This is a genomic window from Cephaloticoccus capnophilus (genome assembly GCF_001580045.1).
In the GTDB taxonomy this organism is placed as follows: domain Bacteria; phylum Verrucomicrobiota; class Verrucomicrobiia; order Opitutales; family Opitutaceae; genus Cephaloticoccus; species Cephaloticoccus capnophilus.
Genome location: NZ_LSZP01000016.1, coordinates 1 through 12,507, shown reverse-complemented (window position 1 = coordinate 12,507; position 12,507 = coordinate 1). Strand labels below are relative to the sequence as shown.

12 protein-coding genes and 1 pseudogene are annotated in these 12,507 nt (G+C 63.3%); 3 read left to right on the top strand and 10 right to left on the bottom strand.

Annotation, left to right across the window (positions count from 1 at the left end; genetic code table 11):
* The first annotated feature begins 52 nt into the window (after positions 1-52).
* Positions 53-1,456, top strand: coding sequence for a protoporphyrinogen oxidase (gene hemG, locus AXK12_RS01795; protein WP_231863481.1), 1,404 nt, complete (start codon positions 53-55; stop codon positions 1,454-1,456).
* A 28-nt stretch (positions 1,457-1,484) separates the two neighbouring features.
* Here the strand turns inward: hemG and AXK12_RS01790 are convergent, their stop codons facing one another.
* From AXK12_RS01790 to AXK12_RS08765, 6 genes are read right to left on the bottom strand one after another with little or no spacing between them, the layout of a single operon-like run.
* Positions 1,485-2,735: a hypothetical protein gene (locus AXK12_RS01790; protein ID WP_156468780.1), complete on the bottom strand. Its 1,251-nt coding sequence runs from the start codon at positions 2,733-2,735 to the stop codon at positions 1,485-1,487.
* A gap of 50 nt (positions 2,736-2,785) precedes the next feature.
* Entirely contained in the window at positions 2,786-3,739 is a 954-nt protein-coding gene (locus AXK12_RS01785; protein WP_197456958.1) for a PulJ/GspJ family protein, read from the bottom strand.
* 53 nt (positions 3,740-3,792) lie between these two features.
* On the bottom strand, positions 3,793-4,272 hold the full coding sequence (locus tag AXK12_RS01780) for a prepilin-type N-terminal cleavage/methylation domain-containing protein (RefSeq protein WP_068711064.1): 480 nt from the start codon (positions 4,270-4,272) through the stop codon (positions 3,793-3,795).
* A gap of 31 nt (positions 4,273-4,303) precedes the next feature.
* Positions 4,304-4,993 (bottom strand): prepilin-type N-terminal cleavage/methylation domain-containing protein, encoded by a 690-nt coding sequence (locus AXK12_RS01775; protein ID WP_082782563.1) that lies wholly within the window; start codon positions 4,991-4,993, stop codon positions 4,304-4,306.
* A gap of 15 nt (positions 4,994-5,008) precedes the next feature.
* Positions 5,009-5,731, bottom strand: a complete 723-nt coding sequence (locus AXK12_RS01770) for a type II secretion system protein (RefSeq protein WP_231863480.1) — start codon at positions 5,729-5,731, stop codon at positions 5,009-5,011.
* Positions 5,697-6,242, bottom strand: coding sequence for a prepilin-type N-terminal cleavage/methylation domain-containing protein (locus AXK12_RS08765; protein ID WP_068711061.1), 546 nt, complete (start codon positions 6,240-6,242; stop codon positions 5,697-5,699). Before AXK12_RS08765 ends, AXK12_RS01770 begins: the two co-directional genes overlap by 35 nt.
* A 222-nt stretch (positions 6,243-6,464) precedes the next feature.
* On the opposite strand from AXK12_RS08765, the gene rfbB reads away from it, so the two are divergent.
* Both rfbB and AXK12_RS01755 read left to right on the top strand, forming a co-directional pair.
* Positions 6,465-7,535 (top strand): dTDP-glucose 4,6-dehydratase, encoded by a 1,071-nt coding sequence (rfbB, locus tag AXK12_RS01760; protein WP_068711082.1) that lies wholly within the window; start codon positions 6,465-6,467, stop codon positions 7,533-7,535.
* A gap of 33 nt (positions 7,536-7,568) precedes the next feature.
* The gene (locus AXK12_RS01755) at positions 7,569-8,327 is read left to right on the top strand and encodes a sugar nucleotidyltransferase (protein ID WP_068711060.1); all 759 of its coding nucleotides are present in this window, start codon (positions 7,569-7,571) and stop codon (positions 8,325-8,327) included.
* Between the two features lie 463 nt (positions 8,328-8,790).
* On the opposite strand, the gene purE is transcribed toward AXK12_RS01755, so the two are convergent.
* The 4 genes and pseudogenes from purE to AXK12_RS09230 all read right to left on the bottom strand — a co-directional run.
* A complete protein-coding gene (gene purE, locus AXK12_RS01750; RefSeq protein WP_068711059.1) occupies positions 8,791-9,276 on the bottom strand; it encodes a 5-(carboxyamino)imidazole ribonucleotide mutase in 486 nt (161 codons plus the stop codon).
* Between the two features lie 119 nt (positions 9,277-9,395).
* Positions 9,396-10,394 (bottom strand): GTPase ObgE, encoded by a 999-nt coding sequence (gene obgE / locus AXK12_RS01745; RefSeq protein WP_068711081.1) that lies wholly within the window; start codon positions 10,392-10,394, stop codon positions 9,396-9,398.
* Positions 10,395-10,780: 386 nt separating this feature from the next.
* Positions 10,781-12,289 carry a cell division protein FtsZ gene (locus tag AXK12_RS01740; protein WP_231863479.1) on the bottom strand — a complete coding sequence of 503 codons (1,509 nt, stop codon included), beginning with the start codon at positions 12,287-12,289 and terminating at the stop codon, positions 10,781-10,783.
* 25 nt (positions 12,290-12,314) lie between these two features.
* Positions 12,315-12,507, bottom strand: a pseudogene (locus tag AXK12_RS09230) (cell division protein FtsA); the annotation flags it as partial.

The window sequence follows — 12,507 nt, the reverse complement described above, 5'->3', positions numbered from 1 at the left end:
CCCAGTTCATGCTGACGAGGCCCCATCGGGGCTTCGTATAAAAAAACCGTCTGTGGCTGTTATAGGCGGGGGGATTACCGGTCTGGCCGCCGCGCATCGGCTCGCCGCTCGCGGCGTGCGCGTGCGGCTTTTTGAAAAAAGTGAGCGAGCCGGTGGCGTTATCGGAACCGAGCAAAGTGAGGGCGCTTGGCTCATTGAGCGCGGGCCCAACTCGCTCCTCGAAAGCGGCCCGGCAGGCGCCACGTTACGCGCACTCGTCGCCGAGCTCGGCTTAAAATCGCAAACCGTCCCCGCCAACCCGCTCGCCAAAAAACGCTACCTTGTTCGCGAGGGACGCCCGCTCGCCGTCCCTACCTCGCCCATCGGTCTCGCCCGCTCGCCGCTGCTCTCCTCATCGGCGACTTGGAGCATCTTGCGCGAACTGCTCCGGCGGCGGCCCACCGCGCCTCGCCCAAACGACATCAGCCTCGCCGACTTCGTCCGCGATCACTTCTGCCAAGAAATCGTCGATTACGTGCTCAACCCCTTCGTCAGCGGAGTCTATGCAGGCGCCCCTGAAAAGCTCTCCGCCCAGCACGCCTTTCCCGCCTTATGGAAGGCCGAGCAAACGCACGGCTCGCTGCTCCGTGCACAGATCGCAGCCGGGCGCGAACGCCGCAAACGCGGCGAGCCACGCCCACAGCTTTTCTCATTTCGGCGCGGACTCCAAACGCTGACCGACGCGCTCGCCCACTCGCTGCCACCGGACACGCTCCAACTCGGCACGACGGTTCGCGCCATCCACCAAAGCGCCGACGGCGGCTGGGAAATCGAAACCGATGCAGGCCAAGAGGCGGCCGCCGCAGTCCTCTGTGCTCTACCCGCGCATGCGCTCGCTGCGCTGCGCATCGGCGAAGAAACGCCGCTCGCCTCGCTCGCCGAAATCGAACACCCGCCGGTTTCTACGCTCTTCCTCGGCTACCGCCGCGAACAAGTCGCGCACCCGCTCGACGGTTTCGGGATGCTCGTCCCCAAAGTCGAAAAGCTCCCGCTTCTCGGCGTAATTTTTTCCTCAACGCTTTTCCCCGAGCGCGCGCCCAAAGGACACGTGGCGCTCCAAGTGATGCTCGGCGGCGCAGCCTGTGACCACCGCCAACTTGGCGCACGAGTCGGCGGCCCTGCGCCCTTCGGGGGCGATAGCGGGAACCCGCCCAGCTTGGGGCAGGTGCAGCTCGCGCTTGCTCAGTTACTCGGCGTACGTGGCGACCCAGTATTTTTGCGCTCCGGTCACTTCGCCCAAGCGATTCCTCAATACACGCTCGGCCACGAAAAACACCTCGCCGCAATGACCGACTGCGAAGCGCGGCACCCCGGACTTTTCATCGGCGGACAATGCCGCGATGGCATTTCGACCCCGGCGTGCATCGCTTCCGGCGAGCGGCTCGCGGCGCAGGCGCTCAGCCAACTCGGACTCTAACGCGCGACCCAACGCCGCGCCATCCTCGCTAAATGTCTGCGGCGCCGAGCCAGCGAAAATAAACGATCTCGAAGCGCAGCCCGTTTCCGAGTGGGTCAGGGTGCGGCGTGCGTTGCACAATCACTTCGCAATAGGCGGCGGCTTGCGGGGGCGCAGTGGGATTGGCGAAATCGGCAGGGTTACGTGCATCGCCATAAGCGCGAATCCTAAAGGTATCGGAGCGCACGGCGAGCATCGGCCAAAGGATGCTGTGCAAGTCGCCCTGGGTGAGTGTCGTAATCCCCGCGTCTTCTAACGACTCCTGCACCAGCTCGCTGTCCCAAAATGCCGCGAGCGAGAAAAATGGGCCGAACTGCGGCTTCGCGTTTGCCCACTGCTTGGGGCCGATGTTGGCGGCAAGTCGCTCGGCGAGGGCTTGGGCCTTGGCCGCGCTAAGCTCGGGCTGGCTCGGATCACGGGCATTTTCGTAAGCGCGCAAAACCGCCTCCCACGAAATCGGGTTACTCGTATTGATGTTAAAGCGCCCGCCCACGAGCGCACTGCCCTCGACCCACTGCGCCTTGGTCGTGTAACTGCGAAAGCGCGCCTTCATATTGGTCGAGCCGACGAGCCGGCGCAGATCGTTCCAGAGAAACGGCTGAGCGCGCACTGGCGAGTTGTGGGCAAAGCTGGGAATATCGCGACGCGGGTCTATGACCAGTGGGGCTCCGTTGGGCGCAAGCGGCGAGTCCGCTGGCAAAATTGCCAGCGCGGCCTTCGCGCCTTCATCGCCAACCCAGAAGGCATAGCCGCCATTTGTATCGGCGATTGGCACACGCAGCGCGCGGGCCATGTCACGCGTGGCGCTCACAGTGCCGTTTCCGATTAGCGTAATCGCCGAGCTCTCAGGCGGCAGCACAGCAGGCGTGATTTGGTTGGGCCCGAGTTCCTCAAAGTTTCCGCTCACAAACCAATTGTCGGGATTTTCGGAAAAACTACCCGCCGACCACACGCCTGTTAGCGAAGGATAAGCCAGCGTAGTGCTATTTGTGAGACGGAGTGTAGCGGGCGCGGTCACTGCCGCAGAATCGCCCGCTGCACGTTGGAGCTCCGCAATCGCAAGCCCCAGCCCGAGCAACGCGTTTTGGCGCGCTTGGAGGCGGTAGGCATCCGTCGCGCCAATCTCGGCATCGACTTTGCTGATGAGCGAAATCGTATACACTGCCGCCATAAGGAGCGACACGAGGCTCAGCACCAAAACGAGCGCAAAGCCGGAGTCGCAGACGCTTTTTTTGGGCACGGGCTCGCTTGCCCGTGTCCGCCCGACTGGCGCTCGACTGTCCCGCTGCATCACAGGCCCTCCGGTCGGTTAAGCAGGATGCGCGTCGAGTAAACGCGCGACTCGGCGAGGACCTGAGCCCACCACCACTCCTCGTCACTTGCATAGCCAGGCGGGCGTGTGACGAGGCCCAGCTCCATTTGCTCCAACTGCGCCGCACCACGCTCGGTCATCACGCGCAACATCACCTCCACTACATCGGGAAACGTGGCCCCACTGCTCCCCGGCTGCGCGAGAAAGTCGCGGCTGTCAGGGCTTTGTGGATACAGCACTGTCAGACTGCCGTCGCTCTCGCGGCGGTAGCACCACACGCCGAAATCCACGACGTTGTCACAAAGCGCTTGGTCGACGGCAGGACGAGCGAGCAGCGCGTCGTAGGAGCTAATATCGTAGCCCGTGGCAAACGTGTCGTCGGGCGTAGTGTAGTGGCGAAAGAGAATGTAGCGGATGGGCGGCGGATTGGTCGCGTTGATGCCGCCCGCCATCGGACGGCGGACGATTTGGTAGGAAATCGCCTGCGGGAGGCTGCCATCGGGGTTGAGGTTAAAGCCGAGGAAACGCAGCCACACACCACCACGGCCAAAACGCGAGTGCTCGATATAGCGGCGGCGAAGCGGGTCGGGCGCAGCAGTGAGGATGTTCACCCAGTCGGGCTTGAGGAGTGGCTCGCTCGTTCGCCAGTTGTGTGCGCCGAGGGCGGAAGCAGGCAGGATGTTGAGCGCGAGAGTCGACTCACTCACGCGAGTAAGCGTGCTCTGAAGATCCTGGGTAAGGAGGTTTAGGGCGACGCTCGCTTGCACGTTGGCGAAGCTGCGGTCTTGGGCTTTTTCCCAAAGATCGAGCGTATTGCGCGTGACCACGACCAAGAGCCCGGCGAGCACAGCCGAAATAGAAACCGCAACAAGCAGCTCAATCAGCGTAAACCCTCCAGTCGCAACGCGCGCAGAGCCTTTTTTATGGCGCATGCTCGTGGGCACGCGTCGCTCTAGGGTTAACGCTAACTTTTTCGCTTCGGGACTCATGGCGGCGTCAGCGTCACGATAAACTCGACCGACTGCGTGTTGACAGACGCACTCGGATTTCCAGACGCACTCAGCACCGCCGAATAAGGCCACGAAACACGCACGCGCAGTGGGAGGACGCCTCGCCCCGCTTGGTAAGCGAGCGGCGACTGCGCGAACGGGCTCACCGCGATATGGAAATAGGCCGGCGCTAGCACCGCATCGCTCTCCAGCTCGCCACGCAGGTTCGCCCCCTCTTTATCCGCAACAAAGACTCGCCCCGCTTGCAGCCCACCTGGGAAAGCCCCGCCCATCTCTTCGTAAAGTCGCAGCTCAACCGCTCCCGCAAGCCGAAGCGCCGTTTGATGGTCAGCGGCGTCCTCCGTCGCGCGCAAAAGTCTCGCGAGTAGAGCCAAAATAACAGCCAGTGCCCCACCCGCTACCGCGATTGCGATAATCACCTCGACGAGCGAAAAGCCTTGAGCGCGGGATTTCATTTTCGGCGCAACTCTCTGTGTTTCGGAAAAGTTAAAACCCGGCTCGGCTATCAATCATTCGCGCGAGCCCGTAGTTGGAAACCATAAGCCCGCGCACTTGCTCAGGCGATTGGAAGCGAATCGGGAAGGGCCCGTCCTCGACGCGCTCGGCGAGCCCGACAATGAGTGCGCCGCCGCCCGACATCGTGCCCGCAGGCGTGACGAGCGCGTATTCCCAAAGCTCGGCGCTCGGGCTGGCTATCGCCACGGAGATAACACCGCCCGGGTTGAGGAAACGGGTGGAGCCAAGCGCGTTGCCCGAATTTCCCCCAACCCAATTATCCGGCTCACGCATTTGCTCGGTAAATCGCGCACGGTGAGGAAGCACGTAGGCGTGCTTCGGGAGTTCGAAAACAGCGACGACCCTCGGCGCAGTCGCGATGTCTTCCACAATCCCAATCATCCGCCGGTAGCGGGCAGGATTACTCGGATCATCGTGAACGACGAGCGCGACTGGCACGCCGCGTGCGAGTGCTCGGTTGCGAGTCGCCGAGAGCGCATTAGCCAGCGTCGCTTGGGCCGAGCGCAGCGCAGTCGATCGCGCCGAGCCGCCCATCCCCGAAAACGCGACACCCACCAAAACCCCAAGCACCGCAAGAACCACGAGCAGTTCGATTAACGTAAAGGCCGAGTGCTCCAGTCGCGGTTCCGCCCCTCTTGGTGACTGGTGATTCGTGCGCATGGGAGGGGAAATGCACTACCAACTCACAATGAATTCGGGGTTGGCGATAGTGGCGTGCGCCCCCGCCGAATAAAACGCGACCGAAATCGTCAAGCCACCCTGCGGCAGCAAAGGCGCACCGATCAGGACACCCTCGCGACTCACGACGGGAAGCGCGGGATAGTCCGCCGCATCAATGCGCCCGTCTAAATTTCGGTCTAGGAGCACAGCGATGTCCGTGTTTCCCAGCGCATCCTGGATTAGGACCGAGCCTCCGCCCGACTCGGAAAATTCGCTCTGTGCAAACGTGTAAAATCGGATGTGGCGCCGGTTTTGCGCAGCGGCGAGTGGCCCGAGCGGCTGACCGTCTCGCCGTCGTCCCGCAAGAATGTCGTGAAACAAATGCTCGCCGCCCCCGCTGCCGCCTTGGTCACCGCCGTTAATCTTGTTCGACGCGCCGAGCTGTGGGTATTGGCCATACTCGCTGCGAAACGCCTCAATCGCCGAGGCCCACTGCGCAAACTGGAGCTTCACCCGCGCCTTGCTCGCCGAGTCGCGCACGCCAGAGGCCGCCGCGATAAGAATCCCCGTTAGGACTCCGATAATTGCGACGACGACCAACACCTCGATTAGCGTAAAACCAGCAGTCGCCACGCTCGCCACGGGCGCAGTCCGGGCTGCGGCGTCATTTCCTGCGGGCCGAGTTCTCATGGCAGGCCAAGCGTCACGGCGCAGCGTAGAGATTATCGCGGTTTTCATCGAGGTCGCGTTGTGAGTAGCCGCCCAAAAGCAGCGCGGGGTTGTGCCGCCCATCCGGCCCCGCCGAATAGAGGACGAAGCCCGGGTTCACCCATCCGCCCAGCGGCTCCTTGTAGATATACACATAAGCGTTTCCCCAAGGATCGATCAGATCGGCGGCGGCATTCGCCAACGGGTCGAGCCCCTCACGCGTGGTAAAAAGCCCAAGCTCAATCCACAGCCGCCCACGCGGGTTAAGCACCGCGCCACTCGGCCCGCGCGCGCCCACAAGCGCTTGGAGAAGCTGAGCCCCACGCGACTCGCCCCCACTCGTGCGCGGATAGTCGCCGTGCTGCCGCTTGTAAGCTTCGAGTGCGGTAGCCAGCGCAGACAATTCCGCTTGGGCGCGCGCCGTGTAAGCCCGCCTAAACGCCCAAGCCCCGCCTCCCACTGCCACACTCGTCAAAATCGCGAGGATCGCTATCGCCGTCAGCACCTCCACCACGGTAAATGCACGCAGCCTCGCAGACATGCCGCGCACGAAACGGCACTCCCTCCTGTTCTCAAGGACAAAGGCTACCTTTAGCCGCCCATCCCCAAGCGCCCCCAAAGATTCCCCACCACGCGAGGCAGGCTGTTCCCTTTTGGCATCTGGCTCGCGGCTCGCCACTCACGTGTGCTGCGCACGCTCGCCGCGCCCCTGCTTCTGCTTGTCGGGAGAGCACTGCGCGCCAAGCTACGCAGTGACTCTCACATGAAACTCCTCATTACGGGCGGCTCCGGCTTCATCGGCAGCAACCTCATCCGCCAGCTCCTCGCCAGCACTGAGCACCACATCCTCAACCTCGATAAGCTCAGCTACGCGGCCAATCCTCTCTCGCTCGCCGACCTCGCCGCACACCCACGCTACCAGTTTGCCCAAGTCGATCTCGCCGCCCCAAATACCACCGCCGCGCTCACCGATCACTTCGCGCAGTTTTGCCCCGATGCAGTGATTCACCTCGCTGCGGAGACACATGTTGACCGCTCCATCGACGCCCCCGCCGCCTTTATCGCGAGCAACGTCAGCGGCACTTTCGCACTCTTACACGCAGCGCGAACTCACTTTGACCAACTCGGTGGCGCCGCCCGCGAACGCTTCCGCGTCCTGCACGTCTCAACTGACGAGGTCTACGGATCGCTTGCACCCGATGCGCCCGCCGCGACCGAGACCCAGCCCTACGCGCCCCGCTCGCCCTACTCTGCCAGCAAAGCCGCCTCCGATCACCTCGCCCGCGCTTGGGCGCACACCTACGCGCTCCCCGTCATCGTCAGCACCTGCTCCAACAATTACGGCCCCTACCAATTCCCCGAAAAACTCATCCCGCTCGCGCTCCTAAAAGCCCTGCGCGGCGAGCCGATCCCCCTCTACGGCACGGGAGAAAACCGCAGAAACTGGCTCTACGTCGCCGACCACATCGACGCCCTGCTGCGCCTCCTAGAGCACGGCCAAGTGGGGCAAACCTATCACATCGGCAGCGACAGCGACCTGCCCAACCTCGCCCTCATCCGCCAACTCTGCGCGCTCCTCGACGCGCTTCACCCACGCCGCGACGGCCAGCCCCACGCCGCGCAAATCCGCTTTGTCGCCGACCGCCCCGGCCACGACTTTCGCTACGCGCTCGACACCACCAAACTTCGCCGCGAGCTCGGCTGGCGCCCGCGACACGACCTCACGACCGGTCTGCGCAAAACCGTGCACTGGTACCTCGAAAACACCGCTTGGTGGCAGCCTCTGCTCACGCACAACGCCCCACTCCAACGACTCGGCGCGCCTAAAAACTAGCCGCGCGCTCCCCCGCCCATCCCCATCCCCGCCATGCCGCCTCTCCTCCAACGCAAAGGCATCCTCCTCGCCGGAGGAAAGGGCACCCGACTCCACCCGCTCACGCTCAACACCTCCAAGCACCTGTTGCCAGTCGGTGATCGGCTCATGATTCACTACCCGCTCGCCACACTCATAGCGGCGGGCATCCGGGAGATTTTGCTCATTTCCACGCCCCAACACCTGCCAGCATTTGAGCAACTTTTAGGCGACGGTGGCCCGCTGGGCGCTCATCTCCACTACGCCGCCCAGCCGCGCCCCGAAGGCATCGCCCAAGCCTTCGCCATCGCCGCGCAAGCCGGCTTTCTCAGCGACAGCGAAGCCTCCGTCCTCGCACTCGGCGACAACCTCTTCCACGGCGGACCGGAACTCGCCGACACACTCGCAAACGCCGCCGCCCGCGCCGATGGCGCCACGATCTTCGCCCACCCCGTCCCCAACCCGAGCGATTACGCTGTCGTCGAATTCTCGCCCGAAGGCCACCCACTCTCACTCGAGGAAAAACCCGCTTCGCCGAAATCCTCCTACGCCGTCCCCGGACTGTATTTTTACGACCACCGCGCCCGCGCACTCGCCGCGACGCTAAAGCCCTCTGCGCGCGGCGAGCTGGAAATCACCGACCTCAACCGCCGCTACCTAGCACTCGGCGACCTCCACGTTGAGAAGCTCCCCGCAGGCACGACCTGGCGCGACCTCGGCACCCACGCCAACATCCATGAACTCCACCTCTGGAACTCAGCCAGGCAGAGTTAGATTAAACTCGGGGCAACCTGCGGGCTGCTCCCCTTTCAAACGTGGCCGCGACGGGGCCAGCACCGCAGCTAACGAGTAAGGCACTTTTCCACTGCGCGTGGGGCGGCAGCGTGTCGCTGCACCCATTTACCGAAGGCTTGGTTGCCGTGCGAATGCACGGCAACCAAGCCTTCGGTAGAAAGGAACCCAAACTTTGGGACGTGGATTTATCCGTGATTTTCCCCGCCTCGCCCAAACGGGTTATCACTCTACTTTCCCCTCCCTGTCGCAACGCGACAGGAGGGAATGCTTTCAAATTTGGGATTTCGCTTTCGCGCGATAGCGCGATGAGAAATCCCAAATTAAATGGAAGCGGTCACTGACCGCCGCCCCACGCGCAGTGGAAAATATGACTTCGTTGCGGCTCGCGTTTGAAACGGGAACAGAGCCTAGCAAAAGGGCGCGCCGCCGCAGGCTGGCTTGGTCAGAGTCGAGACGCCTCGACCGTGGCGGTTTGGGCTTCGCGATGGGCGGCGACCGCTTTGCGCACGGCGTCGTCGCCACCCGCCGCCAAGACTTGCGCGGCAAAGTGAGCCGCGTTAACCGCCCCCGCTTTCCCAATCGCAAACGTCGCGACCGGCACGCCTCCGGGCATCTGCACAATCGAGAGCAGCGAATCGAGTCCCTTGAGGGCCGCCGACTCGACCGGCACGCCGAGGACAGGTAGCGGCGTAAGGGCCGCCACCATCCCGGGTAAGTGCGCCGCCCCACCCGCACCCGCGATGATGACCCGCAGCCCGCGCCTCGCTGCCTCTTTAGCGTAAGAAACCATCAAGTCGGGCGTCCGGTGTGCACTCACTACCCGCTTCTCATAGGCCACACCCAGCGAATCGAGCACCGCCGCCGCATGCTGCATCGTCGCCCAATCCGAAGTGCTGCCCATAATCAGTCCGACCAATGGTTTCGTCATGATTCAAAAGCTAATGAACGCCGCCCACGCTTTCGCCAAGCGACAAAACCCAGCCCAAGTAACGAAGCGGCGAGCCGCGAGCCAGATGCCTCGCGTTTCAAACGGGAACAGACCCTAGCTTATTTTCCCACCTGTTTCAGAAGTTCGGCTTTCAGTTCCTCCAAGCCCCGGCCTTCCAAGCAGGAGATTTCAAGAAGCGGGGCTTTGTGGCGGCGCTTGAATTTTGGGAGCCACTGTTTCGCTTCCGCGAGGTCCATCTTGTTCGCCACGACAAGTCTCGGTTTTTCCAAGAGGCTCGGGTCGTAGAGTTCGAGTTCGCGCAAGAGTTGGGCGTAATCGTCGCGCGGGTCGCGCGCATCCGTCCCCGCCATGTCGATCAGGAACAGGAGCAGCGCGCAGCGCTCGATGTGGCGCAAGAATCGGTGGCCCAAGCCGCGATTTTCACTCGCCCCCGCAATCAGCCCGGGCACGTCAGCCAAAAAGAGGCGCCGGTCCCCTGCCTGCTCGTCGGGATACTCAATGACGCCGATTTGCGGATGCAGCGTGGTAAAGGGATACGCCCCCGTGCGCGGACGAGCCGCCGTAATCGCGTTCGTTAGCGAGGATTTGCCTGCATTGGGGAAACCCACGAGCCCGACATCGGCGATTGATTTGAGGACGAGCCGATAAGTGCCCGCCGCGCCAGGCTGGCCCGGGTTCGCATGTTTGGGCGCCCGGTTAACCGAGGTTTTGAAATGCGTGTTTCCCCAGCCGCCATTACCGCCTTGGCACAGCGTGATCCGTTGGCCGTCCTCCAAGACTTCCGCCACCGCTTTCCCAGTCTCCTCGTCGATAACGACCGTGCCGAGCGGGAGCCGCAGCACGCAGGGTTTGCCATCGCGGCCATGCCGGTCAGAGCCCATGCCGTGCTCGCCAGACTCAGCGCGCCAGTGCGGCTTGTATTTGTAGTCCACGAGGTTGTTCGTGTCGTCGTCGCCCAAGAGCACGACATCGCCCCCGCGCCCGCCATCGCCCCCATTGGGGCCGCCCCAAGGTTCAAACTTCTCGCGGCGAAAGCTCACGCAGCCGCGACCGCCCTCACCCGCCGATACTTTGACTACGCACTCGTCGATAAACATCCGCGCGAAAATGCAGAGCAGACCCACAGTGCCGACCAAAAAAGTAACTGGGGCAAAATCCTATCCCACTGCGCGTGAAAATTCCACTGCGCGTGGGGCGGCAGCGTGTCGCTGCACCCATTTACCGAACGCTTGGCCGCCGTGCATTCGCACGGCGACCAAGCGCTCGGTAGAAAGGAGCCCAAACTTGGAGGCGGGAGTTTACTGGTGATTTTTCCCACCTCGCCCAAACGGGTTATCTCTCTACTTTCCCTGTCGCAACGCGACAGGGGGGAGTACTCATTCAAATTTGGGAATTGGTTTTGTCGCGAAGCGACGGGGCCAATTCCCAAATTAAAGGGAAGCGGTCACTGACCGCCGCCCCACGCGCAGTGGGAAATATGGCGTCAGTTGACTGCGATTTTTATGCCTTTTCGCAGGTAGGTTGGTGGGTCGAGGTCTTGGCCGTCAAAGAGCGTCGCCTCGGTATTACTAAAGTAGCCGCGCTCTGCCTCCGCACTAAATCCAAACTCCCCTTGGTGTGGCGTGTCGCTCCGGGCATTCAGGCTTCCGCGACCTTTGAGGGCGGCAAGCCTCTCTACTCCGCCTCGCGGAGGAGCGGTGCGCTCACGGGAATCCACGCTCTCGCGAGTTTTTTGCGACGCAGCCTCGCCGCTCTCGTTCTGCGGGGAGGCCGAGTGGCGTGCCGCACGTGTCGTGCGAGCGTGAGTGGCTGAGGTCATAGCCCGCCTAGAGTTCCCGCCTATATCGCTTGCGCCGATGAGGCAGAGCTCGATGCGCTCGCCGAGGTCTTCGTCGAGCGTTGCCCCAACGATAAGCTCGGCACTCCGGCCAAAGTGTTCGCCTATCGAGTGCACGAGTCGGTTAACAAGGCTGAGCGTCAAAACGGAAGCGCCTCCGGCCACGGAGACGAGCAGCCGGTCGGCGCGGCGCGCGGCCTCGGGTGCATGCATTAGCGGGCACGCGCGCAGGCTCGCGAGGACTTGATCTGCTAATGCGTCTGGTGTCAGCGGCTCGGCGGCGAGCGTGCCAAAACCCAAGCCGAAAACCGTCTTACTGCCGCGATACTCAAAGGCGCGTTGGAGCGCAGCGAAGTCTACGTTCATGAGCCCTGTTTTGCAGAGCAGCCGCCAGAGCGCGCGCACCGCGCGGGCGATCCACTCATCGGCCTGCTCAAACGCCGCGAGCGCGCTCGCGCCTTCGCTCGCTTCTTGGAGGAGCAGATCGTTGGGCAAAACGATAACTGCATCACACACGCGGCGCAGCGATACGAGCGCGGCCTCGGCCTGTTTACTGCGCCGCCCGCCCTCGAAGCTAAAAGGCAACACGGCAAATCCGATTACGAGCCCGCCCGCCTTACTCGCTTCAGTGGCGACGAGAGAAGCCGCCGCGCTGCCCGTGCCGCCGCCCAGCCCCGCGACGAGAAAAAGCAAATCCGCGCCGCCGCCCGCGCTCGCGATCATTTCGCGGCTCGCCTCGGCGGCTTGGCGACCGAGCTCGATGTCGCCGCCTGCGCTGAGCCCGCGCCGCTGCCCCTCGCCCAAAAGCCATTTCTCGCCAACCGGCGACTCGCCCAGCTTGCGCGCATCGCAGTCCATCACGGCGAGCGCGAGCCCGCCGACCGCGTTTGCACACGGGTCGCCGCTCTCCCCCCCTCCTGCCTCGCCCGCGCCGCCGCCTGCGCTCGCAAACGGCTCCGCGCTTAGCCGCGAAACGATGTTCACGCCCGCACCCCCCACGCCCACGAGCTTGATCAAGGGCGGCGGCGGAAAGTCAGTCGCAGGCGGAGTCTCGGCCGCGGACGCCTCGAGGAGGGCGTCCTGCCCGACAGCGGGAGCAGTGGGCTCAAGTGGGATCCCCGACTGGGCTGACATGGGGGCTTGGGTGTTGTCCATTTTAGCTCGGCGTTTTGATAACACTTTAGTAGCGCGCGAAGAGGCGGCGGAAGAAGCCGCCGCGTTGGGATTGCTCCGCGGTGAAGTTCTCGCGCTGCAACTCGACCCCTTCGAGAAGCAAGCCGAGGGCGGTGTGGTAGCCGGGCTCGCGCAGTTGGTCTTGCAGCGTTTCGGGAAGCTCGGCGGACACCTTGCCAAGCTGGGCGGGGGCTTGAAAC